The sequence below is a fragment of the Oculatella sp. LEGE 06141 genome (assembly GCF_015207605.1).
Taxonomy (GTDB): Bacteria; Cyanobacteriota; Cyanobacteriia; order Elainellales; family Elainellaceae; genus Oculatella.
In genome coordinates this window covers 19,879-46,120 of record NZ_JADEWO010000035.1, presented here as the reverse complement: position 1 = coordinate 46,120, position 26,242 = coordinate 19,879, and the positions used below count along the sequence as shown (strand labels likewise).

Below are 26,242 nucleotides of genomic sequence, written 5' to 3'. Positions count from 1 at the left end.
TTAGGAAATGCCTTTGAACCCTTTAAACCACACTTTCATCCTGAACCAATAAGGACAACCAACCTGTGATATGCTCATTTGAAAATTGGGTGATGGAGCTCACCCTAACCGCCGCAAACCGTTAGCGTTATGGCTACAGGTTAAGGCTGATGGCTCCTACTGTTCTGGCTTGTTGCCAGGGAGTAGGGCTATGGCACAAAAGGCTTGCTCCTAACTCCTCTGGCAACATCGTCGTTGCTGCACATCATTCGAGGAGAAAGGAATGTTAGCCAGTGCGCTATGGATTTTGTTGATGGGCTTTTTTGCTGGTCAGTTTGCTCAACGGTTGGGGGCACCTCCTCTGATCGGCATGATTGTTGCTGGTGTGTCGATCGGCCCTCAGTTTGCAGATTTGATCAGTCCTGATGTGCTAGAAGCCGCAGATGAGCTGCGCCTGGTGGCAGTCATGATCATCCTGATGAAAGCAGGACTGGGGCTGGATCGGGAAAAGCTGGTGCAGCAGGGTACAGTAGCATTGCGGTTGGGGTTTCTGCCTGCCACCCTGGAGGCGATCGTTGTGGCGCTGGCCTCCATGCTGCTATTTCAGTTTGATTTCCTGACGGGTTTACTGTTGGGCTGTGTGGTTGGAGCAGAATCGCCAGCGGTCATTGTGCCGGGGATGCTGCGGCTGAAAAGCCAGGGTTGGGGAGTCACAAAAGGTATACCAGACGCTATTTTGACCGGCAGTGCCCTGTCTGACGTGTTGCTGCTGCTGATGTTTAGCCTGTTGCTCAACTTTTTGGGGCAGGGTGGTGTGGAGGCGATCGCCTTGCCCGGTGGCATCACCCTGACCGCTGTGCAACTGTTGCCGTTTCAAGTCGTCCTCGAAATTGGGTTGGGATTAGCGGCTGGCTTTTTGGCAGCGCGGCTGTTGGTGGTGCTGTTAGTTCAGCAAAACTGGACGCGCACCGTCGTGCAAGACATGATTCTTGCGGCTGGAGCGGCCTTGTTTCTGGTCGTTTTTGCCGAGGTATTTCCCTATTACTCTGGGTATCTGGCTGTGATGGCAATGGGGTTCTTTTTAATTGAATTCGATCCTCCCCTGGCGCGGCTGTTGCGGAGTGGGTTTGATGTGCTGTGGGCGGTTGCAGAAATTGTGCTGTTTGTTTTGTTGGGGGCAACCCTCCAACTTCAGGTGTTGGGCACAGTGCTGCTGCCAGGGTTGTTGATTTTATTGCTTGGTCTGGTGGTGGGTCGCGCCATTGGCTGGTATCTCTCTACCCTGGGCAGTAATTGGACGGCAAAAGAGAAATTATTTCTGCTGCCGGGAAACATGGCAAAGGCAACGGTGCAAGCGGCGATCGGTGCATTGCCGTTGGCGGCTGGAATTGAAGGCGGAGAGATTATTCTGGCGATCGCCGCCCTCTCAATCTTAACCACCGCTCCTATTGGCGCTTGGGCAACACAGGTGTTTGCACCCAGGCTGTTAACCAAAGGAGAGGTTGATCCAACCAGGGTGGCGGTTACGGGTCGTCCCATCTTTTTGGCAGCGGTAGACACATCCTCCTTAGCTACCCAGGTACTCCTCAAGGCGGCAGACCTGGCGCGACGCAGCAACGGTGATGTGATTGTGTTGTATGTAGACAATACGGGTGACGCACAGGCAGCAGAGCAATTACGCAACCGAGCCAGGCAGCTACTGGCCGATATTCGCCATGAGTTCACTACTCAAGTTGGTGCCGTTCCGGAAGAAATTGTGCGAGTGGCTGAAGCACGGTGCGTAACTGATGTGGTGATTGGCAAACGGGGGCATCGTCCCTGGGAAGATGTGGTAGTGGGTTCGGTGTCTCAGGCCGTTTTGGAAATGAGTTCTATTCCTGTGATTACCGTGGATAGACCAATCCGTCCTGCTTCCGAAAGGGGGGCATAGGGCGATCGCCCCCAACCAGGAGCCAGTCGAAAATCCCTTTAAACAACGAACTATGGATTGGTGTGAGGTCGATCTAGCTCTTGATCGCTCCAGGACACTGGATCTTCTAGCGGTTCTAAATGAGTGGAAACATGAGTATCGGGCAGTGCTTCAATAATGGCTAGCTCAATCTCTTCACACAGATCATGCCCCTGCTTCACCGTCCAATCTCCGGGAACTAAAACGTGGAACGAAACGAAACGACGTGAGCCAGCAGAGCGGGTTCGCATGGCATGAAAGTAAAGCCCCTGATTTTGATACTGAGTCAAGATATTTGTAATCAGGGCTTGTTCCGCAGCCGGGAGAGATTCATCCAGCAACCCTGACCCGGTTTCCCTCAAAAGCCGCACCCCAGCCCACACAATATTTGCCGCAACCAATAAGGCAATAAGCGGGTCCAGGATCAGCCATCCCGTCCACTTCACCAGCGCCAGCGCCACAAAAATTCCAATAGAGGTCCAAACATCGGTGAACAAATGGTGGGCATCGGCACGTAATGTAATCGAGCGCAGGCGTTTCCCCGCTTTGAGCAAGATGATTGCCACACCGCCATTGATGACGGTTGAAACGAGAGAAAGGAGCAAACCAATGCTCAACTGTTCCAGAGGTTGAGGATTACCTAACCGTCCCCAGGCCGCAATGGCAATGCTAACCGCCGCCACGAGAATCAATGATCCCTCTAGCCCGCTGGAAAAATATTCTGCTTTGGAATGTCCAAAGGTGTGTTCGGCATCGGGTGGTTTAGCTGCAAAGCTTAAAGCCCAAAACGCCGCGATCGCAGCCACTAAATTAACGCTTGATTCCAGCGCATCTGATAGCAACCCCACTGAATCGGTGAGTAAATAAGCACCCGTTTTGAGGGCGATCGTCACTACAGCCGTGGCGATCGAAAGAACCGCATAAGAACGGGCTGAAGTAGCACTCATTCACCTACCTGAAACACAACAGAACTGCACTCTACGACATTTATACGACATTTAGAGTAAACCAAAAGGCAACGTCCAGGGATTGCTCAAAGCAGGGGGCTTGCCATCAGCCGGATGCTACGCCTTTACCAGAGACATTTAATCCGTTTCAAATCGCCTCGCAACGAACAGTGCCCCTATTTCTGTTAGGATGAACATCTGCCAGTACACTCCGGTCTGTCACTGGCATGTTGAAACTTGCTAACTTGAGCATTCAACTGAACCCAACATTCACTGCTCTTAGACTGGTCCCAGCATTTCATTTGGGATAGGGGCACCACTAGGAGTAACCACATCCATGACCTTTCATCACCTCGGTCTTGCGACCGACCTGCTTCGTGCTGTTGCTGAGCAAGGCTACAGCGAACCCACTCCCATTCAGCAGCAGGCGATTCCTGCTATCTTGCAAGGGCAAGACATCCTTGCCAGTGCCCAAACCGGAACAGGCAAGACGGCTGGTTTTACGCTGCCTCTGTTGCAGCGTCTCAAAACCACCCCATTCCAGGGGCACCGTGCGCCTCGGGCGTTAATTTTGACCCCCACGCGCGAGCTGGCTGCTCAGGTTAGCGATAGCGTTAAACTCTACGGCAAGTATCTGCCCCTGCGATCGGCAGCCATCTATGGCGGTGTTGGCATCGTTCCGCAAATCCAAACGCTGCGTCGGGGTGTGGATATTCTGGTTGCTACACCGGGTCGCCTCCTCGACCACTTGCAGCAAAAGACTCTTGACCTTTCCCATGTAGAAATCCTGGTGCTGGATGAATGCGATCGCATGTTGGATATGGGTTTTATCCACGACATCCGCAAAATTCTGGCAGTGCTGCCCTCCTCCCGGCAAACGCTGATGTTTTCAGCGACTTTCTCTAAACCGATCCAGCAGCTTGCTCACACGCTGCTTAAGTCCCCTACTCTGATCGAAGTGGCTCCTCGCAATACCGCCGCTGAGCAGGTCACCCAGATCATGCATCCGGTCGATCGCGATCGCAAGCAAGAGCTGCTGGCCTATATGATCAGTTTCCACAACTGGCGACAGGTGCTAGTCTTCACCCGCACCAAGCATGGTGCTAACCGTCTGGCAGAGAAGCTCACCAAAGATGGTCTTAAAACGGCGGCCATTCATGGCAACAAAACCCAGGCTGCCCGCACCCGTGCTTTAAACGACTTCAAGCAAGGGAAGGTGCGAGTACTGGTTGCCACTGATGTAGCGTCTCGCGGTTTGGATATTGACCATCTCCCCTATGTGGTCAATTTTGACCTGCCCAACGTTCCGGAAGACTATGTGCATCGAATTGGGCGTACAGGTCGGGCTGGCAATGAAGGCAAAGCCGTTTCCCTTGTCTGCCGCGATGAGTATCCCCTCTTAAAAAGCATTGAACGATTGCTAAATCGCACCATTGCCGAAACGGTAATTTCGGGATACGAACCCACTGCGTCACTACAGAGTGACGTAGAGCCGCCGAACCGGAAGCAATCCCAGCAGCCTCGCAGTAACCGGGCAAACTCGCAAACCCAGGCCAAGCCTACTCGCAGCAAAGCCAAATCTGGGGGACGCGATCGCAAACGGCTTCACACCGCTTAAGCACTCTCTGGCGGCGGTTCAGAGTTATCTGAGGCACGCTCAACCACCTGCCGTGCCTCGGCGTTTAGCAGCGGCATGAGCTGGACTTGTACGTCTGCTGGCTGGTTGTTCCACAGCATTTTGACAAAGTCCGCCTTGCCCTGTTCTCCAGTGCGGTTCATAACACTGGCAAGCTTATCCACATCAATAGCCTCAGACACAATAAATCTCCCTCACCCGATTGCAATATCCAGCTATCTTTATAACTCTTTGAGCAAACGAGCGTTTCGTCAAGAGCCTCTGACAAAACTATTGAAAGCTGATTGGCGGCTAAACTTCCAAAAACGGCGATTCTAACCGGGCGGAGGCTCTGGCTACGTTCAACCTATGGTGCGGGTCACAGGGTGTAGATTTAGACTACGCTCAGTATCACAAAACGACGCTAATGTGAGAAACACGACATTCAATGTGCGAATGTACATCACAAAAGCCGATGGCGGGATTTGAACCCGCGACCGCTCGATTACGAATCGAGTGCTCTACCACTGAGCCACATCGGCACGACCAGTTAATTAGTATAGCAGCCTAAATGGTCAGCTATCAGACTTTAATTTGCTTTTGAGTTATTGATTTTGCTGAATTCACCTGCATAATGTCCACCTCTTCTCCAGCCGCAACTCGGGTGTGGCCGACTGGAAGAATCGCCAGGCCGTTGGTTTGTGCCAGGTTAATTAAGTTACCAGAGCTAAGGGAACCACCAGCCCGGTGAAATTCATACTCCCCATCTGCCAGGTAAAGTTGTCCCCAGAAGTAGGTTTCTCGCTTGCCGTCTGAACGCAGTTCGTGGTGCGATCGCCCCTTTACCACCACTGGACTCCATGAACTCGACAACCCAGATAACTTGCGTAGGGCAGGTTGAACAAACCGCCAAAAGCTAACCAGCGCCGAAACAGGATTGCCAGGAAGCCCAAAATAAAGGATTTGGGACGGTTCTTCAGCCGTTGTTCCCGGGTCTTGTCTGGAAAACGTTGCCACGGTTAACGGTTTCCCCGGTTTTACAGCAACCGCTCGAATATGCAGCGTTGCGCCTAATTCTGCCAGGATGCGATCGACATAATCATAGTCCCCCACTGAAACGCCCCCGGAAGAAAGAACCATATCAGCCGTCGCAATCGCTCTGGCGATCGCTGCTTTGAGCGGTTCGGGCTGATCGGGAACAATGCCCAAACACACAGGTTCAGCCCCCGCACTCGCCACCAGTGCCGCCAGAGCATACTGGTTAGAGTCAACAATTTGTCCAGGGTGTAGCGGCTGATCGGGGCCAACCAGCTCACTTCCGGTTGAGAGGAGAGCAACCCTGGGGCGACGATAAACCGTAACGGTTGGCACCTGTGCGGCGGCTAGCACCGCAATGTCTGGCGCAGCAAGCTCTAATCCAGCAGACAATAGCGGTGTCCCGGCTCGATAAAACTCGGCCTGGTGACGCACAAAGGCATTGGAGCGAGGGGGAGAAAGGATCGAAACACGATCGCCATCCCGTGTGGTTTCTTCCTGAATCACCACCGTATCTGCGCCAGACGGCATCATTGATCCAGTCAAAATTCGAGCTGCCTGTCCAGGTTGAACCGTTTTCTGCGGCTGATAGCCCGCCGGAATTTCTTCAACAATGTCTAAAACGGCAGGTTGCTCTGCACTACACCCCTGCACATCTGCATAGCGAACAGCATATCCATCCATGGCGGAATTGTCCCAATGGGGAAAATCCAGCGTGCCAACCACCTCGGTCGCCAAAATTCGTCCAGAGGCAGCCATTAAATGAACCGTTTCGCTGTCTCGCTGCAAATGGAGCGGTTGAACTAAATCAAGAATGAGCGATTCTGCTTGAGACGCTGGTAGCATAACTGAACAACCAAAACCAAAAGGCCGTTAATGGACAGCTTAGTATGAGAATAGCGGTGCTCTCATTTTAATTTTCCATGCGCGATCGATACTTGCCCGCCCGTTATCCCAAAGTGCCACTGGGTCGGCGCAGTGCAGCATTTGCGATCGATTTTGTCGCAGTGGCTCTGCTCAGTTCTGTGGTGGCCTTAAATCCGCTGGCTCAATCCATCTTGTTTCTAGGGGGATGGATTGGTATGCGTGTCATTGCCGTGTCCAAAAACAGGGGGCAAAGCCTGGGATGGTGGGCGCTGGATATTAGAGTGGTGGACATTCGCTCGGGCAGCACACCTGACCTGCAAACGCTGGTTAGACGCGAAGCGATCGCCGGACTGGGAGCCATGTTTGCCCTGTTGGGGGTCGTCAATTTGAGTCCTGCTGCCGCGTGGTCAATCTTACTGTTTCTTCCCCTGGGAGCCGACTGTGGGTTTGCCCTGGTTGATGAGGCCGATCGCCAAGCCTTTCACGATCGCTTCGCCGATACCATCGTGGTGCAAACGCGCCGAGGCTACTCTTTAGACATAAAATTAAGAAGGCTCCTTGCACAAGTGAAGGGTCGTGTGAAATAATTGAAATTTGTGTCAATTCGTCTGCTGCAACTAAACTTCGTAGAATTATGGCTAAGGGCGTCCGAATCATCATTACGCTAGAGTGCACTGAGTGCCGCACTAATCTTGCTAAGCGATCGCCGGGTGTATCTCGCTACACCACGACCAAAAACCGTCGCAATACAACAGCACGGCTAGAACTGAAAAAGTTCTGTACGCACTGCAACAAGCACACGGTTCACAAAGAAATTAAGTAGGCAGAGAGTATAGAACGTTGGGCTATAAGTCTGTCGCCCTGACCTGTTCAGACATCCTGACTTGTTCAGAGCAACGACCGCAACCCATCACAGGCGTTCTTTACAACGATTCAGTTAATCTCTTCAATTTCATCGCTCACAACTCGTTGTTATCCAAATACCATGACTTACTACCGCCGTCGCGTTTCTCCAATCAAGCCGGGTGATCCGATCGACTACAAAGACGTCGATCTCCTGCGTAAATTTGTAACCGAACGGGGCAAAATTCTTCCTCGCCGCATCACAGGTTTAACCTCTAAGCAGCAGCACGATTTAACTGTAGCCATTAAACGCGCCCGAATTTTGGCACTGTTGCCCTTTATTAACCAAGAAGGGTAGAGCGTTCACTACGGGTGGTACACTCTACGGTTGTAGGTAGATGCCGCGAATCGTTCTGTTTTATCCAGAACCATTCAGCACGTGTAAAGCAGGTAGTCAGTTGTAGTTCTACGCGCAATCCGTTTAAAGAACTTCAACCCGTCTCCTGCTTCCGTTGCTTTTAAATGCGAGTGACCTGCAACTTGACCTGACCCTCAATACCTCATGGAAAAGGGAACCTTAGTTGAATTTCGGCTACATGGCGATCGCCGTCTTGCGGTGGCCGAACGGCCAGAAGGCAAAAAGCACTGGATTGTTGTGGATGAGCGAGGGCAATCTCACACCCTGCATCCTCGACAGGTCACCTATGAGGTCAAAGGTCAGGGGTACAAACCGGGTGGGATCGCGGCCTTTTTGCAAGAGGTGCAGTCCTATCTTGATCCGTCTAGCCTGGAAGTGGCCTGGGAACTGCTGGTTGAAGACAGCGAACCCGTTGATCCCGAAGCGATGGCGCTTCTGCTCTTTTCGGATCAAAGCCCTCCCCTGTGTTATGCAGCCCATTGTTTGCTGTCTGAAGACAAGTTTTACTTTAAGCAGAAGGGCGATCGCTACGAACCCCGTTCTGCGGCTCAGGTTTTAGAACTAAAGCATCAGTCTGATGTAGAGGCTCAGCGGCAGCAAGAGTGGCAGGGCTTCCTGTCCCGGTTGCAACAAGCATTAGCAGGAGAGCCGCTAGAATGGCAAAGTAGCGATCGTTCCCGCTTAGAAGCCCTAGAACGATTTGCGGCCTTAGGCGAAGAAACCAATCATCGAGCGCCCGCTCTGGAAACGTTATCGGCCTTGGGGCGACCCGAAACAGCTCAGGCCGCTTTTCAGCTTTTGGTGGATCTTAAAGTCTGGAGCCTTCACGAGAATTTGTTCTTGCGGCGCAGTCAGGTTCCCATGCAATTTTCCAGTAGGGTACTCGAAATGGCTCATTCCTGCTTAGCAACTCCGCCACCCGACCCCGACCCCAACCGTTTAGACCTGACTCATCTGAAGCTCTACACCATTGATGATGAGAGTACCTGCGAGATTGACGACGGGTTGAGTGTTGAAACCTTGGAAGACGGCAGACAACGGCTCTGGATTCACATTGCTGACCCAACCCGTTGGTTAGTGCCGGGAGACGACCTTGATTTAGAAGCACGGCGACGCTGTACGACGCTGTACCTGCCCACGGGAATGATTCCGATGTTTCCGCCTGAGCTGGCAACTGGGCCAATGAGCCTTAAGCAGGGGCAGGTTTGTTCGGCGCTGAGCTTTGGTGTGGTGTTAACTGAAGCGGGCGCTGTAGACGATTTTTCGGTTCATGCCAGTCTGGTTAAACCTACCTACCGCCTGACTTACGAAGACGTGGATGAAATTTTGGAGCTGGGCGTTCAGGCAGAGCCAGAACTAGCCGCCCTCGACACATGGGCAAAGCGGCGGGTGAGCTGGCGGCGGTCGCAGGGCGCAATCAGCATTCACATGCCAGAGTCTTCGATCAAAGTTCGAGACGATGAAATTACGATTCAAGTTTTAGATGATTCGTCGTCGCGGCGGCTGGTTGCCGAGCTAATGATTTTAGCGGGTGAAGTCGCTGGTCGGTACGGTCAGGCGCACGAGCTACCGTTTCCATATCGAGGGCAGTCTCAGCCGGAGCTGCCGTCTGACGATGAGCTGATGCTGCTTCCGGCAGGGCCAGTTCGTTATTGTGCCATTCGTCGGTGTATGCCCCGCAGTGAGATTAGCATTACGCCCACTCGCCACGCCAGTTTGGGGTTAGATACCTACACCCAGGTCACTTCTCCAATTCGGCGCTATGCAGACCTGCTGGCTCATTTTCAGCTTAAAGCACATCTGCGAGGGGAGCCGCTGCCTTTCTCGGCCAGCGAAATTAAGGAACTGTTGCAGACGGTGAGCAGTACGGCCTATGAGGCAACTCTGGTGGAGCGCCAAACGAATCGTTACTGGGGGTTGGAGTATTTGCGGCGACATGCAGAGCAGCCCTGGCACGCGCTGATGCTGCGCTGGTTGCGAGAGCACGAAAACCTGGGGCTGGTGCTGCTAGAAGATTTGGGCTTAGAACTGGCCATGCGCTTTACTCGTCCGATTGAACCGGGCGATCGCCTTGATGTGCGAGTCACCTATGCCGATCCACGTCAGGATATTATTCAGTTTGCCGAACACACTGAAGCCTCGGTGCAGTCAATGGCTCAACCGATGGCAACTTGAACCGCGCTCACTGAACCGATGCTGAACCACTAATGCTCAACTTAGGACGGAAAAGCAGCGCCGTTTCCTCGCTCAATTCGGGCTTTTGCGTCTTTTTCAAACCAGGCAATCACCTGAGAGGGGGTTAGCGTTTCAATCTCAGCGTCAGCTTCTGCCGCAATTTGCTTCAGTGGTTTCAAGGCTGATAGCACTAACCGGGTAAAGAAGCCCTTAAATGAGTCGCTGGCTTCCAAGCCCTGTGCCGGCTGCTGAATGCTTTCATCTTGCTCGATCCAATCGGCAATTTGCTGATCGGTAATGGTGGCGATCGGTACACTTTGGGCTTGCGAAATTTGTTTGAGCGATCGCAAACAATAAATAGCGACCCGTGTTGAAAAGCGCTCGCGCGCCGTTAATAACGCTTTGTCTACCTCAGCAGATTCTTCGGGCGTTAAAAACTGATTGGGGTCTTGAGATTCAGACATCATAAACAGATGAGTACGGATGAGTTCAGCAGTTTCTAAATGGCTTTAATCAAGTATCCACAGCGATGCTCACCGTTGGCTAACCAGTGGGTTCGTTCGACCGTACAGTTTTGCAGCGCGGCTTCAAACAGTTCGAGTTCGTGCCCGCAAACGCTAGGAAACGACTCCGCAATATGGGAAATCGCGCAGTTGTATTCAGTGACAATGAATTGAGGCGTGGAATTGTGGGATGACTCAACCGGATACCACTCCGCCATATAGCCTTCGGCTTTGCGTAGCTCTACTAAACTTGCAACCCGCTCTTGCAACGAACCGGAGCCAATTTGCTCTCGATATTCAACGGCTTTGCGTTCCCATTGTTTACGCAGGATCGAGCTAACCTGGTCGCGCCCAACCGTTTCCGCCAGGGTATCGAGCAGGGAAATGGCAAACTCGTCGTAACGTACCGGGAGGCGATCGCGCCCTTGCTGGCTGAGGTGATACACATGCTGTGGCCGACCCATGCGAGCCTGGATCGCCTGATGCTCGATCAGGCCATCATCTTCTAAATCTTTTAAGTGCCGTCGAATCGCCTGAGGACTGATCTCTAGATGGTCAGCCAACTCCTGAGCGCTAGCTTGACCTTGCTTTAACAGATGTTTCAGGATGTCCTGCTTGGTCGAAGGTTGCTGCGTAGTTGTCATCGTCTTTTCAGAAATCAATTTCCCGCGAATGGGGCACCAAACCGAGCAAAAAAGAATGTAAAATTTACTTTGACAACTTCCTTGTTGCTAAAGTACCCTACAATAGAAGTTAAGCAACACACAAGTTGTTTTAATTATAGATTATAGAAGTTATCGGCTGTTCTGTCGCCCTATGCAAACACCAGAAAAACCCACACAAGCCACCGATAAAAGCCTTGAGGCAATGCGGCATTTTTCCGAAACCTACGCCAAACGGACTGGCACTTATTTTTGTGCCGATCTGGGTGTAACCGCCGTGGTGATTGAAGGGTTAGCCAAACATAAGGACGAACTGGGTGCGCCTCTGTGTCCTTGTCGCCACTATGAAGACAAAGCAGCAGAAGTTGCAGCGGCGTACTGGAATTGCCCCTGTGTTCCCATGCGCGAGCGGAAGGAGTGCCACTGTATGCTCTTCCTCACGCCAGACAACGACTTTGCGGGCGACCAGCAAGAAATTTCCTTTGAACAGGTACGCACAACCACCAGTCAGTATTAAACCAGCGCTGAGTTTTGAGTGTTGGGTTCTAAGTCGAGAGCTAAAACTCAAATCTTAAAATTCAAAACCCCACTTGCAGAGAGAACACTATCCACCATGACGGCATCGGTTAGAACACTAGTCAACCAACCCTACAAGTACGGCTTCATCACTGACATCGAATCAGAGGCGATTCCGCGTGGGCTAAGTGAAGATGTAATTCGGCTCATTTCGGCTAAAAAAAACGAGCCGGAATTTATGCTGGAGTTTCGGCTTCGCGCCTACCGTCACTGGTTAAAGATGACCGAACCCACCTGGCAACGAGCAACCTATCCGGCGATCGATTACCAGAACATCGTCTACTATTCCGCGCCGAAACAGCAGGAGAAGCTGGGCAGCCTGGATGAAGTTGACCCAACCCTGCTGGATACCTTTGAAAAGCTAGGTATTCCGTTGTCTGAGCAAAAACGGCTGACCAATGTTGCGGTTGATGCCATCTTTGACAGTGTCTCTGTGGCCACCACCTTCAAAGAAAAGCTGGCCGAAGAAGGAGTCATCTTCTGTTCAATTTCTGAGGCGGTGCAAAAGTATCCGGACTTGATCCAGAAATACTTGGGCAGCGTGGTTCCAGTGGGCGATAACTTCTACGCAGCGCTCAACTCTGCGGTGTTTAGCGATGGTTCGTTCGTGTACATCCCGAAAAACACCCGTTGCCCGATGGAGTTGTCTACCTACTTCCGCATCAACAACGGCGATTCGGGGCAGTTTGAGCGGACGCTGATCGTCGCTGAGGAAGGCAGCAGCGTTAGCTATCTGGAAGGCTGTACCGCTCCCATGTTCGACACAAACCAGCTTCATGCGGCGGTGGTTGAACTGGTGGCGTTAGACAACGCGGAGATTAAATACTCCACTGTCCAAAACTGGTTTGCTGGCGACGAAAACGGCAAAGGCGGCATCTACAACTTTGTGACCAAGCGGGGCTTGTGTCAGGGGGTTAACTCCAAGATTTCCTGGACTCAGGTAGAAACGGGTTCGGCTATCACCTGGAAATATCCAAGCTGTGTGCTGGTGGGCGACAACTCTGTGGGTGAGTTTTACTCTGTAGCGCTGACCAACAACAGGCAGCAGGCCGACACGGGCACTAAAATGGTGCACGTTGGCAAAAATACTCGCAGCACCATTGTGTCGAAGGGGATTTCGGCAGGGCGATCGGAAAACAGCTACCGGGGGTTAGTGAAGATCGGGCCTAAAGCAGACGGCGCTCGTAACTACTCCCAGTGCGACTCCATGCTAATTGGGGATACGGCTGGGGCAAATACCTTCCCCTACATCCAGGTGCAAAATAATAGCGCCAAAGTAGAGCATGAAGCGTCTACCTCCAAAATTGGGGAAGACCAGTTGTTTTACTTTGCTCAGCGCGGCATTTCGGCGGAAGATGCCGTTTCGATGATGATCAGCGGCTTCTGTCGGGATGTGTTTAACCAACTGCCGATGGAGTTTGCTGTAGAAGCCGATCGCCTCCTGAGCCTGAAACTAGAAGGCAGCGTGGGTTAAATGACGCAAGCAGAGATAGGCATCACGTTCCCGACCCGTCAGTGGTTTTCCAGCTCAACGCCTGGGTTAACTTGGGTGGACAGTGGTGCCTCTGCGTGGGGGATCGCCCATTTTTCACCCGCTGTTCATGAGATTGGTTTGCTCAACACGAACAGAATAGTGATCCAGTAGTGCAGTTTGTTGGCGAGCGATGCCTGTACTCTCAGTAAGGGTTTGAAGATGATTGTTGAAAACAGCGAAGTAATTCTGTCCGTCAAAGATTTAACGGCCTCGGTTGAAGGCACGCCCATCCTGAAAGGGGTTAGCCTTGATGTCAAGGCAGGCGAAATTCACGCCATTATGGGGCCAAACGGTTCTGGAAAAAGTACCTTCTCTAAGGTGTTGGCAGGGCATCCCAGCTACGAAGTAACAGGCGGAGAGATCCGGTTTAAAGGAGAAAACCTGTTGGAGTTGGAGCCAGAGGAACGGGCTAGAACAGGGGTTTTCCTGGCGTTTCAATATCCGTTAGAGATTCCCGGTGTGAGCAACCTCGACTTTTTGCGGGTGGCGTACAACTCGCGCCAGAAGCACAAAGGACTGGAAGAACTGGACGCATTTGATTTTGACGAACTGGTGCAGGAAAAGCTGGATATCGTCAAGATGAACGCCAGCTTCTTGAACCGCAGCGTCAATGAAGGGTTTTCGGGTGGCGAAAAGAAGCGCAACGAAATCTTGCAGATGGCGTTGCTGGAGCCAACGTTAGCCATTTTAGACGAAACGGATTCTGGCCTGGATATCGATGCGCTAAAGATTGTTGCGAATGGCGTAACCCAGCTCACCACTCCTGAAAACGCCGTTATTTTGATTACCCACTATCAACGACTGCTGAATTACATCCAGCCGGATTATGTTCACGTCATGGAAGGTGGACGGATTGTGACGACAGGCGGTAAAGAGTTGGCGCTAGAACTAGAAGAGCGCGGCTACGAATGGGTAACAGAACCGGAAGCGACTGAAGCGAGGGTGTGATGACGATTCAAGTTTCTCCGGGGCAACTGGCAAAATCTAAGGCGACGACCCAGCGTGAGGTGTATCTGGCAGCACTGCTGAACCAGCGTTCTGAATTCGATCGTCAGAACTTATCGGCTGATTTGGGTGACTGGTTGCAGGATCTGCGTGATCGCGCTTCGGTTCGGCTGCAAGACCTTGCAATCCCGTCGCCGAAAGACGAAGAGTGGCGCTTTACCGATCTATCATCGCTCCTGCAAGTTAGCTTTCAAGCCGCTACGGCGGCGCTGTCTGCTGAAGCGTTGGCCGGGTTCAATGCCGTACTGCCAGAAACGGCAGAAAGCTGCCTGGTGTTTGTCAACGGCAGATATATGCCGTCGCTTTCTTCGACCGCTGGGCTGCCGCAGTCGGTAACGGTCGGCAATGTAGGGCAGTTGGAAGAACCCTATGCCGCTCGTCTTCGCCACTATCTAGCGCAGCAACCTGGTTCTGAGGAAGTCTTTACCACCTTGAACACAGCCAGCATGACGGATGCTGCCGTCATTTGGGTGCCTAAGAATCAAGTCGTTGAAACCCCGATTCAACTGTTGTTTATCTCTGCGGGTGAAACGGCTACGCTGTCTCATCCTCGCTGTTTGGTTGTGGCTGAACCCAATAGCCAGGTGACTTTCATTGAAGACTATGTGACTGGCGATCGAGGTTACTTCACCAATGCAGTGACGGAAATTTGGATTGAGGAAAACGCACAGGTCAATCACACCAGAGTACAAAGAGATCGGTCTAATGCGTTTCACATTGGCAAAACGGCTGTCTCTCAAGCGCGACATGCACGCTACATCGGCACTACCATCAGCATGGGTGGCAAAGTGTCTCGTCACAATTTAGAGATTTTTCAACTGGGTGAGCAAACCGAGACAACGCTCAACAGTTTAACCATGATTGCCGGAGAGCAACTATCAGACACGCACAGTACGATCGCTTATTCCAGTCCCTATGGCACCAGCCGTCAACTGCACAAATGCATTGTAGACGACCAAGCGCACGCGGTTTTCAACGGTAAAGTGGTTGTACCGCAAGCGGCTCAGTTAACGGATGCTGGGCAGCTTAACCGCAATTTGCTGATATCGCCCAAAGCGCGAGTAGACGCTAAACCTCAGCTAGAAATTGTGGCAGATAACGTCAAATGTACGCATGGTGCCACCGTGGGCCAGCTCGATGCCGATGAAGTCTTTTACTTGCAAAGTCGCGGTATTGATGCCGACAGCGCCCGTAAGCTGTTGATTTACGCCTTCGCCTTTGAAATCATTGAGCAGGTTCCGATCGCCTCTCTGCAACAAGCCCTTTCCCAATCTATTTCTCCCCCTACTTCCTGACATTCTTACTCGTGCTGCCATGACTCTTACCCAGGAAAGAACCCTCGCTGCTAAAGTCCGTCCTGATTTTCCCATTCTGCACCAGGAAATTCACGGCAAGCCCCTGGTTTATCTTGATAACGCCGCCACGTCTCAAAAGCCGTTAGCCGTACTGGAAGCGTTGCAGCATTATTATCGCCAGGATAATGCCAACGTTCACCGGGGTGTGCATACCCTTAGTTCGCGGGCAACCGATGCGTACGAGGGGGCAAGAGATAAGGTTGCCGGTTTTGTGAATGCGGCTTCTCGGCAGGAGATTGTGTTTACCCGTAATGCCAGTGAAGCGATTAACTTAGTGGCGTATTCCTGGGGAACCCGTAATTTGCAGCAGGGCGATGAAATTATTCTGTCGGTGATGGAACACCACAGCAATTTAATTCCCTGGCAACTGCTGGCTCAACGTACAGGAGCCGTACTAAAGTTCGTCGAATTGACGCAGACTCAAGAATTTGATCTGGAGCAGTTCAAGTCGCTGCTTTCGGATAAAACGAAGCTGGTTTCAGTCGTACATGTCTCCAATACCCTGGGTTGCATCAATCCAGTTCAGGAAATTACAGCACTGGCTCATCAGTCTGGCGCAAGGGTGTTAGTTGATGCTTGCCAGAGTGTTCCCCATATGCCCATTGATGTCCAGGCGATCGGCTGCGATTGGTTAGTGGCATCTGGACACAAAATGTGCGCTCCTACGGGCATTGGTTTTCTGTATGGCAAGCTTGACCTGATGCGATCGATGCCTCCATTTTTGGGCGGTGGCGAAATGATTGCAGATGTATTTTTAGATCACGCTACCTACGCTGACCTGCCCCACAAGTTTGAAGCGGGAACTCCAGCCATTGCAGAAGCGATCGCGCTGGGTGCAGCGGTCGATTACCTCTCTGGGATTGGTATGGACAATATCCATGCCTACGAGGCAGAACTAACCGCTTACCTGTTCCAGCAACTCAAACCGCTGCCAGAGGTGCAGCTTTACGGCCCTCTGCCCCAGGCCACAGGTGAAGGCAGAGCCGCATTAGCATCCTTTACGCTGGGTTCTGTCCATCCTCACGACCTATCAACCATTCTGGATCAGTCGGGCATTGCAATTCGAGCGGGGCACCACTGCACTCAGCCACTACACCGCCATCTGGCGGCTCAGTCTACGGCCAGAGCCAGTCTCTACTTCTACAACACGCGCGAGGAGATAGATACATTTATCGCGTCTTTAAAAGAAGCGATCGACTTTTTTAGCGGCCTTGGCTTCTAATCAACCCGGCTTCCAGTCAACAAACCAGGCACAGCTCAGGCTTCAGCCCCTCCTTTGCAACCAAAACGGGATGCAAAGGAGGTTTTTGCGCTTTAACCGCGCCGCAGGTACCATTCCAAGGATTGATTACAATGTCCCTCTCAAGCTGACAAAATCCTAGTACGAATGGTAATGAGTGGTGGTGGTGTATGATTAGGCCCTGGATGGTAGTTGGGGGCGTTACTCTGCTGGTAGCGCTGTTGGGTAGCATTACCCCTCCCGGTGGCGCAAAATGGTTTCAACGGTTGCAACGCCCCAGTTGGCTGACGTTTGAAAAGCTGATTCCAGTAATTTGGACGGTTGTTTTTGTCTGTGGTGCCGTATCAGCCACTTTAGTCTGGCAACAGGCTCCAGGTGAACCAGCAACCTGGCTATTGATGGCAGGCTATGTGTTACTGGAACTCATTACTGTGGCCTACAGCCCGGTAATGCTGATCACCCGCAAGTTGCGCGTTGGCATGGTCATCGGCGCAACAGGGTTTGTTGTAGCGATCGTCCTGGCACTGTCGGTACTGCCTGTTTCTGGTCAGGCAGCGGCCTTTCTGTTGCCCTATCTCATCTGGAGTCCCATCGGCACCTACACAACATGGGTCATGGCTCAGTTGAACCCGTCAGAGGCATAAGTTCACCAGGGATGTGTGTCGGCCAGCAAAAAACGGGGGATTGGGTAACTGTGGCGACGACCCTACAGCGTCACCTGCTTTAAGTGAGTCCGAGGATCGTAGCTGCGGTTGGCGCGAATTTTTTCGTAATACTCACGCTCAATGCTGCTCAAGTCTTTAGGCGGTGCAATCACGACTCGAATGAGCTGATCGCCCCGACCATCTTTGGGTTTAACCCACCCTTTACCTCGCAGCCTTAACGTTTGCCCCGATCGAATCCCGGCTGGGATGTTCATTGACACCATCCCGTCTGGCGTGGGAACCTCAATTGACCCACCCAGAACGGCTTCATCGGGCGTAATGGGCACTTCACACACCAGGTTATCGCCCTCAAACTGGAAGAAAGGATGGGGTTTGGTTTCAACCACCAGATACAAGTCTCCTCGCTGCTGGTTGTAAGGACTCACCTGGCCTTTCCCTTTGATCCGCACTCGGCTTCCCGGCTTTGCCCCGGCTGGAATTCGCACGGTGATGACTTCGTTGCCTAAGTTCAGTCGTTTTTGTACCCCATGAAAGGCTTCTGCCAGAGACAGCGGTAGCGTAGATTCTAAATCCAGTCCGGTGGCAGTGGCCGCATCCCCCATGCCAAAATCGTTGAAGCCACCAAAGCCACTGCTGGGGCCTGCGCCTGGACTGGTGCGATAGCTGTAGGTACGGCGACCGGGGTCACTGGCACCGCCTGGGCCGCCAAATCGCCCCAACAGCTCGTTGATGAACTCGTCAAAGCTGCCGTACTGACCAAAATCAAAGCCGCCAAAATCGGCACCGGTACCCGCATTGGGCGACCAACTGCCTCCAGCTTGCTTCCAGTATTGGCCAAACTGGTCATATTTTTGCCGCTTCTCAGTGTCAGACAACACCTCGTATGCCTCGCTGACCTCTTTAAATTTAGCTTCTGCTGCTTTATCCCCAGGATTCATATCAGGGTGATATTTCCGCGCTAGCTTACGGAACGCCCGCTTGATGTCGTCAGCGCTAGCCGTTTTGCTCACTCCTAATGTGGCGTAGTAATCTCTGAAGTCGGTTGCAGCCATCCACCATTCTCCTCTTGATGGGTCGTTGGGGTCTTACTTTAAGCTATCAAGGTCATGATGCTAGCTTGGTTCGGTTCTTAGCGGCAGAGTGGAGGAATTTCCGTACTCTTTAACTATTCATTCCCCTATTTATTACCACCATAGCCTCACATCCTGGGAAACAGGGGGGATTGATTGATTCTCTTTTGAAGTTCGGAAACCGGAATGAAGCCAGGGAGCCTTGTTGCCAGGGACGTGTGAGGTAGGAGCCGAATAGCGAATCAGGCGATTCAGTCCTTCTGGGAGGCTGGGAGGGGCACCTGTGAGACGGCGATGCATTCGCAAAATGACATCATCGGGAACCTGACGATCGCGCCGTTGATTGCGTTCCAGGCAAAGAGGCAATGGTGTATCTAGCCAGACCCCGGTGATATGAGTGAAGCCGATGTGTCGGGCAGTGGCGATCGCCCCTCGTCGGTGGCGACGAACGGCATTGGTGGCATCATACAGAGCGGCCTGCGCCTGCCCTTGAGCGATCGCTGTTACAGCTTGCCGTAGCTGGCGCTGAATTTCGTTCCACACTAACAGCCAGGAGCCTTGAATCGACTCGTCGCCAAATAACTGGGCACGAATGGCATCGCTGGAGATGAGAAGGAGTCCTGGATAGGTTTGCTGCCAGGAAGCGATCAGAGTTGACTTGCCGCTTCCTGGCAGGCCAATCATGAGAACTAAATCAACCATAGCAGCGCAACTGCTCGACTAACCTGGGGCGCTTCTAGCCGTGGGTTGCAGGCACACAGCCTGCAACCTTGGGCTTTAGGTGGCTAAACAAATTGGGGGAAGTAACAAGCTTCCCCCAATTCATAGTGTTTCTCACACGATTCGCTATCTTACAGCCCCATCTGTTATCAGGGGTTAGATGACCGTACCGTCTGGAATCACAGCATTTTTCAACACCGTTACAATGCCGCTGCGAATGTAAAACCCTTCGTCCTCTCGGTTGGATTCTTCAACGTTGTCTTTGTTGATGATTTTGACATTCGTTCCAATGCAGGCATTTTTATCAACAATGGCACGACGGATCGTGCTGTTGGCACCAATGCCAATTGGCACCTTGCTGTTGTGGTGATCGTCGTTTCGTTCTACGAACGGCTGATAGAAGTCTGCACCCATGATCAGCGTATCTTGAATGTCGCAGCCCGATTCGACCCGAGTACGAATCCCCAGAACCGAGTGGTGGATTCGGCAGTCTTTGAGAATACAACCCTCACCTACCATTGAGTCCGTAATCTGACAATTCAACATTTTGGTGGGCGGCAGGGAGCGGCCTCTGGTATAGATGGGGCGCTTCTCATCGTAAAAGCTAAATGGTGGTTTTGGCTGTTGGGTAAGCGCCAGGTTTGCATCGTAGAAGGCTTCGACGGTTCCAATGTCTTCCCAGTAATCGTTGAACAGGTAGGCTTGGATGTTGTATTCGTTGGCGCAGCCAGGAATAATCTCTTTGCCAAAGTCAGTTTGTTCGGTCGATCGCCGCAGTAGATCAACCATCACCTCACGCTTGAAGACGTAAATCCCCATCGAGGCAATATAAGGCTTTTCTTTGGCTTCCTCTGGAGTCAGACCGAGCTTTGTGGTGTCAACCTGCATTTGCTTGAGCGCATCCCCCTTGGGTTTTTCGCTGAAGTCTACGATTCGGTTTGAATCGTCCATCTTCATTAAGCCAAAGGACGACGCTGTTTTTTCACCAATGGGCAACACAGAGATGGTGATATCGGCATTGGTATCTTTGTGATGCTTGATGAAATCACCATAGTCCATGCGATACAAGTGATCGCCCGACAAAATCAAATATTCGTCTACATCCCACTCTTGAAAGAGCCAGAGATACTGACGGACAGCATCAGCCGTACCCTGGAACCAATTGGGGTTTTCTTGGGTTTGTTGTGCGGCTAGAACTTCGACAAATCCATCGCGAAAGCCAACCCCAGAAAAACTGTAAGTGCGACCAATATGGCGATTAAGAGATGCAGAATTGAACTGAGTCAGAACGTAGATCTTAAAAATGTCTGAGTTGATGCAGTTACTAACTGGAATATCAATTAATCGATACTTACCAGCTAACGGCACGGCTGGTTTTGCCCGCAGCTTGGTCAATGGATAGAGGCGGGTGCCGGCACCACCACCTAGAATGATTGCTAATACTCGGTCTGTATTCACAACAACCTCTTAACTGCCTCTTAACGCCAGAATTGATCCCAAGTTAAGTTTCGGCTTGAGTGGGACGGTTGGCAAGGGGTCAGGGATAGAAAAGCAAAAAATTTTCTCTCGCTCTCAAGATAGATGTTTGAAGACGCTGCTCGATCGCCCCTATTGGAACTCTGAGTTTACGTAGCCCAAGCAGCGATCGCCCTTCCCTTTTGAGCCGCTCATGGGTGGCTCGGTCGTTTGTGTCGAAGTTTATGTAGATTTGTCAGATAGCGGCTCATCTGTAGAAGAGGGCGGTTTCTTTCCGGTATTACGAACATTGAGTACAGTGTTGAGTAACTGGAACCAGAACGGGGCACCCATGCCAATGGCAACGGCGCTTAAAATCCAGCCCGGTAGCCGCTTAAGCACAAACGCAATACGCTGATCTCCGCCTGGGATAGCCTCCGCCTGCTCTGGCTCTAACGGAACACACGCCTGTTGCAAATCCAGTTGATGCAGGAGCAGAACGTTATTCTGGGAGGCGCTGGGTACCAATCCGCTCTGGCGGCAAAGCGTGCTAGAGGTCCAACCGATGGGAAGCGAGATATCGGCTAAGGCGCGATCGACTTCTCGTTTAACCTGATCAATTTGACCTGCACTTAAACTGATCTGGCTGGCACTGCTGGCTACCGCCGCTTGCAGCGTGTTGTCGCTGGAGAGTCGGCTAACCATGTGAAAGGTGTCTGCGTTGGCTATTGCAGCCACCAAAAGACCAATTAAAAACGTGACTCCTTTGGCGTTGCGCTTGTACACCCCAGAGGCGCGATCCATTGACCGATCGAACCAGTGTTCAACTTCACGCTTAAACCGATTCAATTCTTGGTCAACGTCTTTAGCAGTAATTTGAGCGTTGACCGCCAGGGTGGCAAGGCTGTTGCGAACCGAAAGCGGAAAGTGTTCGGCGATCGCTTCGATCTGATTTTTGATGTCTTGAGCGGCCTCATCCAACATGGCAGCAATCGAGCTATTCGGGTCGGTTGCCAGGGTTTCCATTTCAGTGTGGAGGCGATCGAGCATGGCAAGATTGCCCTGAATCATATCCATGACTTTGGGCAGACTGGGGCGAACCCGACCCAGCAACTCGTCATGGTGATCACCATTGCCACACACATCTTGAAGAATAGAGGTAATGTCTTGCTTAAATGTCTGCTGTCGAGCTGGGTAATCTGTGAAAAAAGCCAACTCGCTGCATGTCTCTGCAAAGGTTTCAACGGTCGATTTAAGTCGAACAATACCAGCCTGTAACGTTATTCGCTTGCATCTCAAATTCGCTAAGATCCGGGTTAATCGGTTCTGCAACTGGTCAAGCTGAACCGAGAGTTCCTGATAGGCAGATGGCTCTATTTCAGGTTGATTTAGCGTGCTAATTAGCTCTCGAATATCTCGCATGAGTTCTTCATTAACAATTCTGGCTAAATTGAACCAAGTTACTGTTTCAATCAGGTTAGGAATGCCTAAACGAACCAGTAACGTTGTTGAAAAGGTAGCTGCTGGAATATAGGAAGGGCCACTGCGTCGGCGGATTTTAACTACTGTGGGCGGCACTGTTAATGGGTGGAGAACCACTTCTTCTTCGCCAAGGTCAACCCACCGAGCGGTTAGTTTGCGGAAATAAGAAGCCACTCCCTTTTGGGACTGTTGGTTAATGTTTTTGATTAAGGGATTGTCGTACAGCTCGTTGACGATTCGTTCAACGGCTTTGTCTTCTGCGGTTTGCGGCTGTTTGCCGGCCTTTGGTTTTCCTCCAGACAGCAAAATTTCGATCGACTTCTTGAGATGATCGGCTCTCCACTGAAACAGCGTTGCCAGAATTTCTTGAATTTCAGATGCCAGTAAACTCAAGATCAAGTAAATAAAAACCAACCCCAGCGCAACATCTAAAATTACAGGCAAATTCACAATGGTTTCTCCTTTCAGCTAACTTTGTTTCTATCTCTATAGGGAGGCTAAGAAAATAGGTCAAACGTCTGATTATTAATAGAAGATGATTTGAAGATGCTGATTGTCACTTGAATCGTTCCCTAAATCCCTCATTTTTGGAACCTTTGAACTAGAAGCCGCTCGGAAGTTCCCTGACATTGAGATTTAGAGAATGGCGTGAGCGGTGTGCCGAACGTTGTAAAGCATCCCAATGTATTCATTTTTCATAGAGGTTTTACGGAAACAAAGCGCGAGAAATATCCACAAGAGGATGACTTAAATGGTCTATGCAGTGGTAGCAAGACGGTTCAGATCGGCCTAAATCCCTGCGTCAGTGAGCCGTGTTGCTGGAAAAGAGACTTTGAATTTGATTTATCTTCTTCCAAGGGAAGTAAGAGAAGCGGCAGGTGGCTCAAGACACAACAGAATTTTGCCCAACGCTGGCGCGATCGCCCACTTCTATCTAGGGTGATAGGCAATGTTGGGTTGTTTGGGCTACCGTTCCGGTATACATTTCTTCATGGAAGCGATCGCTGTCCATGCCAAACAGCCGCACTGATATTTATCGTTAAAAGTAGAAAACGTTAGAGGTTAATAGAGTTATGCCAACACGAGTTCGGTCTATTTTGGGTTTGCTTCTGGCAGTCCTGACTACATTTTTGGTGAGCTGTAGCAGTCCTACAGAAGTTGTCGAAAAAATCACCTATACGCCAAATCAACTCGAACAGATCCACAAGTACACCGAAGATTTGCAAACGTTGCGTGAGCAGATGTTAACCATTCCGCCCCTGGTGCAAAAAGGCAACTGGAATGATGTTAAAACCTTTATTCATGGGCCATTGGGCGAATTGCGCTTTAAAATGCTCAACCTCAGCCGATTTCTGACACCCAAGGCTCAAGAAAAGGCTCGCACCATTTCCAAAGAGGTATTTGGACATTTGGTGTTAATCGATGAGGCGGCTCAAACGGGCGACGCTCGTAAAGCCTTGCAGAACTACAATGGCGTACTGGCTGATTTTGATGCCTTTTTGGAGCTGATTCCCCCAGAAGCAGCCTGAGGCGCTTAAGCACAGACACGCACTTTTCAGGCATAGTGGTTGAAACCTTGCCCATAGGTACCCAATGAGGAGTGTTATGTCAATTAAATTGGTTGCGCTGCTAGCCTGTATTAGCGCGCTAGCAGTGGCACCTTGTCCCGCTTTCGCTGAGCTGCTTTTAGTGGGAGAAAACGCAGAGGGCGATCGCTTCCATGTTGATTCTGAAACCGTGACTGAATTAACAGAAGATGTGGTCGTATTTGACACGATTGTGAACCACCGCCAACCCCAGGCCAATGGCACAACGGTAACGGTCGATCGCTTTGTAGCGGATTGCCGCACCAACTCCGTCGCCAACGTTTCCTGGCTCTCGCTGGATGCCAACCAGCGTCCTGTTGTTTCGCAAGCGTTGCCGCCGTTAGAAGCCAATGTTGCCCCGGCAGGCAGTTTGATGATGGCCGAGATTGAGCTTGCGTGTACGGCGATCGATTAGCGCAGAGCAGAATGAGCAGTGCAATGAACGTGGTTGTCATTGGTTGTGGTGTTGTAGGCGCAACGATCGCCTATGAACTCACTCAAGTCCCTGGGTTAACCGTAACGGTGGTCGATCGCCATCAGCCTGCCCAAGCCTCTACCGGAGCCGCTCTCGGTGTGTTGATGGGTGCCATTAGCCAAAAGGTCAAGGGTCGAGCCTGGAAACGGCGAGAAACCAGCATTCAGCGGTACGAAACGTTGATTCCCGAACTGGAAGCTGCTACGGGGCGATCGATTCCGTTCAACCGCCAGGGTATTCTGATGCTTTGCTTAACGGCAGCAGATTTACCCAAATGGGAAGCACTGGCTCAAACTCGTCACGGTCAGGGTTGGCCGCTGGAGCTTTGGGAGCGAGATACGGTTCAGGCTCGGTGTCCTCAAATTCAGCACCCCAACCTGGTGGCGGCTATTTATTCGGCTGGCGATCGCCAGGTTGACCCAACAGCACTGACGCTAGCATTGGTGGCAGCGGCGAAACAGCGCGGTGCCACCTTTTATTTCAACGATGAGGTTACAGCCCTGGGTGGCGACACTCAGCCAGCCCCTCTGCACACCTGCCGCCAGGTGATCACTGCATCACAAGAACTTGCTGCCGATTGGGTAGTGGTTGCGGCGGGCTTAGGTTCAACCGCTCTGGCTCAACCAACTGACCCCTCGCTCAAGCTTCATCCTGTCTTAGGACAGGCGCTGCGGTTGCAGCTAGAGCAGCCATTGGGCAATCCCCACTTTCAGCCAGTGATTACAGGAGACGACATTCACATCGTACCGTTGGGGCAGGCAGACTATTGGATTGGGGCGACCGTCGAATTTCCCTCGGATGCGGGTGAGGTGACAGCCAGTGCCGATCGCCTGGATCAGGTGTTAGAAGGGGCGATCGCTCTTTGCCCAGCATTGGCAAATGCCAGGTTGCTTCACACCTGGTCGGGCTTGCGTCCTCGTCCCCAGGGGCGACCCGCTCCCATTATTGAGCCGTTGGCAGGCTACCACAACGTGCTTCTCGCAACAGGACATTACCGCAACGGAGTTTTGCTGGCTCCAGCCACGGCTCAAGCGGTGCGAGCGGCGATCGAGCGTCAATCAGGCTAATGGGCTAATCTCGACTTAATCCAAATTCAGGTGGGAGCCATTTTCGGCGGGTCGGAACCAACGACAGGTTCTCAACTCTTTGGGGCTATGACTGAATAAGCTGTACACACGCGAACACAGCACCGAGAGCCAGAGCCAGACTCAGTTTGGGTCGATTGAACCTTTTGAGCGATCGAAAATCTTCTAATGCGCCTGCAACAATGCCAGAAAAGATGCAGCAAGGCGTAATCCGGGAATATTTTGTTTATAGATTCCCAAACGGAGGTTTAGCGGTTCTCTTACACCATTTCCATTTGCATTCACCACATCCCAAACCCTACACCCCAACCCATCCTGGCGAAACTGTGGCTGACTCGATTGAGAACTGCTGTAATACCACACGGATTGACCGACGAACCCTTCAACAACCCGATGTTTGTGCTGATTGGGGTTAGCGTTCGTCGCTGTGGAGCAGCCATCATCCCCACCAGAGCGTTTCATTCTATCCTTTTAGCCGAGAACCATTGTGAACCTTTTCCATCCCTCCGCTTTCCGCACTGTCTTTTATGCTGTGCCCCGAATGCCGATCGCGCTACTCCTTATGCTGGGGCTGGCGATGAGCGGCTGTCAAACCACCACCGGGGAGCCACAATCAACTGATAGCACCGCATCTCCCCCCGCATCCGAGCCGGAAGTGGTGGTGGTTCGGGATCTGACGATGGGAGATAGAGCCTGCTACATGGAAGTGGAAGACGCACAAGGGCAGCGTTCAGGAGAGGAGGCGAGCTTCGAACTGTGCGAACAGTCGCAGTTAATTGGTCAACGCGTTCGGCTCACACGGGTACCCACCTCGATTCTTGCCATGTCCTGCCAGGGAGATCCCGAGTGTGTGGAGAGTGATACCGTAAATTTAATCACCGCTGCCGAGGTGGTGCCATAGCTCTGGCAAGCGGCAGAAGCGCTGACGGCAACTAATGGCAGAGCAAGCTTCTGTACCGATCCGATCCATGCCGGATGTTCTATGCATCGTGTTGGTGTGAT

Annotated in this window: 26 protein-coding genes, 1 tRNA gene and 1 riboswitch; of the genes, 16 read left to right on the top strand and 11 right to left on the bottom strand. The window is 51.8% G+C overall.

Annotated elements, in window-relative coordinates; translation table 11 throughout:
• Positions 1 to 79 precede the first annotated feature (79 nt).
• Positions 80 to 166: riboswitch (Fluoride riboswitch) on the top strand.
• Between the two features lie 96 nt (positions 167 to 262).
• On the top strand, positions 263 to 1,909 hold the full coding sequence (locus IQ268_RS21010) for a sodium:proton antiporter (RefSeq protein WP_193883387.1): 1,647 nt from the start codon (positions 263 to 265) through the stop codon (positions 1,907 to 1,909).
• A 50-nt stretch (positions 1,910 to 1,959) separates the two neighbouring features.
• Here IQ268_RS21010 and IQ268_RS21005 read toward each other — a convergent pair whose 3' ends face one another.
• Positions 1,960 to 2,874 carry a cation diffusion facilitator family transporter gene (locus IQ268_RS21005; protein WP_193883385.1) on the bottom strand — a complete coding sequence of 305 codons (915 nt, stop codon included), beginning with the start codon at positions 2,872 to 2,874 and terminating at the stop codon, positions 1,960 to 1,962.
• Positions 2,875 to 3,211: 337 nt separating this feature from the next.
• On the opposite strand from IQ268_RS21005, the gene IQ268_RS21000 reads away from it, so the two are divergent.
• Positions 3,212 to 4,492: a DEAD/DEAH box helicase gene (locus IQ268_RS21000; protein WP_193883384.1), complete on the top strand. Its 1,281-nt coding sequence runs from the start codon at positions 3,212 to 3,214 to the stop codon at positions 4,490 to 4,492.
• On the opposite strand, the gene IQ268_RS20995 is transcribed toward IQ268_RS21000, so the two are convergent.
• The 3 genes from IQ268_RS20995 to glp form a co-directional block, all read right to left on the bottom strand.
• Positions 4,489 to 4,692, bottom strand: a complete 204-nt coding sequence (locus IQ268_RS20995; RefSeq protein WP_193883381.1) for a hypothetical protein — start codon at positions 4,690 to 4,692, stop codon at positions 4,489 to 4,491. The two genes, IQ268_RS21000 and IQ268_RS20995, sit on opposite strands and share 4 nt — an antisense overlap.
• A gap of 267 nt (positions 4,693 to 4,959) precedes the next feature.
• Positions 4,960 to 5,031 (bottom strand) — tRNA-Thr (locus IQ268_RS20990).
• A gap of 40 nt (positions 5,032 to 5,071) precedes the next feature.
• Positions 5,072 to 6,370: a gephyrin-like molybdotransferase Glp gene (gene glp, locus IQ268_RS20985; protein ID WP_193883379.1), complete on the bottom strand. Its 1,299-nt coding sequence runs from the start codon at positions 6,368 to 6,370 to the stop codon at positions 5,072 to 5,074.
• Between the two features lie 77 nt (positions 6,371 to 6,447).
• Here glp and IQ268_RS20980 point away from each other — a divergent pair, with 77 nt between their 5' ends.
• The 4 genes from IQ268_RS20980 to IQ268_RS20965 all read left to right on the top strand — a co-directional run bounded on the left by IQ268_RS20980 (position 6,448) and on the right by IQ268_RS20965 (position 9,827).
• Positions 6,448 to 6,978, top strand: a complete 531-nt coding sequence (locus IQ268_RS20980; protein WP_193883376.1) for an RDD family protein — start codon at positions 6,448 to 6,450, stop codon at positions 6,976 to 6,978.
• A gap of 47 nt (positions 6,979 to 7,025) precedes the next feature.
• On the top strand, positions 7,026 to 7,214 hold the full coding sequence (gene rpmG, locus IQ268_RS20975; protein WP_193883374.1) for a 50S ribosomal protein L33: 189 nt from the start codon (positions 7,026 to 7,028) through the stop codon (positions 7,212 to 7,214).
• 162 nt (positions 7,215 to 7,376) lie between these two features.
• A complete protein-coding gene (gene rpsR, locus IQ268_RS20970; protein ID WP_193883371.1) occupies positions 7,377 to 7,592 on the top strand; it encodes a 30S ribosomal protein S18 in 216 nt (71 codons plus the stop codon).
• 204 nt (positions 7,593 to 7,796) lie between these two features.
• Positions 7,797 to 9,827: a ribonuclease catalytic domain-containing protein gene (locus IQ268_RS20965; RefSeq protein WP_193883369.1), complete on the top strand. Its 2,031-nt coding sequence runs from the start codon at positions 7,797 to 7,799 to the stop codon at positions 9,825 to 9,827.
• Positions 9,828 to 9,868: 41 nt separating this feature from the next.
• On the opposite strand, the gene IQ268_RS20960 is transcribed toward IQ268_RS20965, so the two are convergent.
• Positions 9,869 to 10,294 (bottom strand): hypothetical protein, encoded by a 426-nt coding sequence (locus tag IQ268_RS20960; protein WP_228035587.1) that lies wholly within the window; start codon positions 10,292 to 10,294, stop codon positions 9,869 to 9,871.
• Between the two features lie 32 nt (positions 10,295 to 10,326).
• A complete protein-coding gene (gene sufR / locus IQ268_RS20955) occupies positions 10,327 to 10,974 on the bottom strand; it encodes an iron-sulfur cluster biosynthesis transcriptional regulator SufR (protein ID WP_193883367.1) in 648 nt (215 codons plus the stop codon).
• 172 nt (positions 10,975 to 11,146) lie between these two features.
• Between sufR and IQ268_RS20950 the strand changes: the two genes are divergently transcribed.
• From IQ268_RS20950 to IQ268_RS20925, 6 genes are all read left to right on the top strand, one after another.
• The gene (locus IQ268_RS20950) at positions 11,147 to 11,509 is read left to right on the top strand and encodes a ferredoxin thioredoxin reductase catalytic beta subunit (RefSeq protein ID WP_193883365.1); all 363 of its coding nucleotides are present in this window, start codon (positions 11,147 to 11,149) and stop codon (positions 11,507 to 11,509) included.
• Positions 11,510 to 11,605: 96 nt separating this feature from the next.
• Entirely contained in the window at positions 11,606 to 13,042 is a 1,437-nt protein-coding gene (gene sufB / locus IQ268_RS20945; protein ID WP_193883363.1) for a Fe-S cluster assembly protein SufB, read from the top strand.
• Between the two features lie 219 nt (positions 13,043 to 13,261).
• Positions 13,262 to 14,050: a Fe-S cluster assembly ATPase SufC gene (sufC, locus tag IQ268_RS20940; protein ID WP_193883361.1), complete on the top strand. Its 789-nt coding sequence runs from the start codon at positions 13,262 to 13,264 to the stop codon at positions 14,048 to 14,050.
• Positions 14,050 to 15,402 carry a Fe-S cluster assembly protein SufD gene (gene sufD, locus IQ268_RS20935; RefSeq protein ID WP_193883359.1) on the top strand — a complete coding sequence of 451 codons (1,353 nt, stop codon included), beginning with the start codon at positions 14,050 to 14,052 and terminating at the stop codon, positions 15,400 to 15,402. The genes sufC and sufD overlap by 1 nt, the downstream gene beginning before the upstream one ends.
• Before the next feature lie 19 nt (positions 15,403 to 15,421).
• Positions 15,422 to 16,684, top strand: coding sequence for a SufS family cysteine desulfurase (locus tag IQ268_RS20930; RefSeq protein WP_193883357.1), 1,263 nt, complete (start codon positions 15,422 to 15,424; stop codon positions 16,682 to 16,684).
• A 188-nt stretch (positions 16,685 to 16,872) separates the two neighbouring features.
• Positions 16,873 to 17,346, top strand: coding sequence for a TspO/MBR family protein (locus IQ268_RS20925; protein WP_193883355.1), 474 nt, complete (start codon positions 16,873 to 16,875; stop codon positions 17,344 to 17,346).
• 62 nt (positions 17,347 to 17,408) lie between these two features.
• Here IQ268_RS20925 and IQ268_RS20920 read toward each other — a convergent pair whose 3' ends face one another.
• From IQ268_RS20920 to IQ268_RS20905, 4 genes are all read right to left on the bottom strand, one after another.
• On the bottom strand, positions 17,409 to 18,419 hold the full coding sequence (locus tag IQ268_RS20920; RefSeq protein ID WP_193883353.1) for a DnaJ C-terminal domain-containing protein: 1,011 nt from the start codon (positions 18,417 to 18,419) through the stop codon (positions 17,409 to 17,411).
• 132 nt (positions 18,420 to 18,551) lie between these two features.
• Entirely contained in the window at positions 18,552 to 19,139 is a 588-nt protein-coding gene (locus IQ268_RS20915) for an AAA family ATPase (protein WP_193883351.1), read from the bottom strand.
• Between the two features lie 174 nt (positions 19,140 to 19,313).
• Entirely contained in the window at positions 19,314 to 20,615 is a 1,302-nt protein-coding gene (locus tag IQ268_RS20910) for a glucose-1-phosphate adenylyltransferase (protein ID WP_193883349.1), read from the bottom strand.
• 240 nt (positions 20,616 to 20,855) lie between these two features.
• Complete coding sequence (locus IQ268_RS20905; protein ID WP_193883347.1) at positions 20,856 to 22,544, bottom strand: hypothetical protein; 1,689 nt, start codon at positions 22,542 to 22,544, stop codon at positions 20,856 to 20,858.
• 623 nt (positions 22,545 to 23,167) lie between these two features.
• Here IQ268_RS20905 and psbQ point away from each other — a divergent pair.
• The 3 genes from psbQ (at position 23,168) to IQ268_RS20890 (ending at position 25,222) form a co-directional block, all read left to right on the top strand.
• Positions 23,168 to 23,623: a photosystem II protein PsbQ gene (gene psbQ, locus IQ268_RS20900; RefSeq protein WP_193883345.1), complete on the top strand. Its 456-nt coding sequence runs from the start codon at positions 23,168 to 23,170 to the stop codon at positions 23,621 to 23,623.
• 76 nt (positions 23,624 to 23,699) lie between these two features.
• Positions 23,700 to 24,095, top strand: a complete 396-nt coding sequence (locus IQ268_RS20895; RefSeq protein WP_193883344.1) for a hypothetical protein — start codon at positions 23,700 to 23,702, stop codon at positions 24,093 to 24,095.
• 23 nt (positions 24,096 to 24,118) lie between these two features.
• Positions 24,119 to 25,222 (top strand): FAD-binding oxidoreductase, encoded by a 1,104-nt coding sequence (locus IQ268_RS20890; protein ID WP_193883428.1) that lies wholly within the window; start codon positions 24,119 to 24,121, stop codon positions 25,220 to 25,222.
• Positions 25,223 to 25,405: 183 nt separating this feature from the next.
• Here IQ268_RS20890 and IQ268_RS20885 read toward each other — a convergent pair whose 3' ends face one another.
• On the bottom strand, positions 25,406 to 25,702 hold the full coding sequence (locus tag IQ268_RS20885) for a hypothetical protein (RefSeq protein ID WP_193883343.1): 297 nt from the start codon (positions 25,700 to 25,702) through the stop codon (positions 25,406 to 25,408).
• Positions 25,703 to 25,727: 25 nt separating this feature from the next.
• Here IQ268_RS20885 and IQ268_RS20880 point away from each other — a divergent pair, with 25 nt between their 5' ends.
• Positions 25,728 to 26,141: a hypothetical protein gene (locus IQ268_RS20880; protein WP_193883342.1), complete on the top strand. Its 414-nt coding sequence runs from the start codon at positions 25,728 to 25,730 to the stop codon at positions 26,139 to 26,141.
• Positions 26,142 to 26,242: the final 101 nt, after the last annotated feature.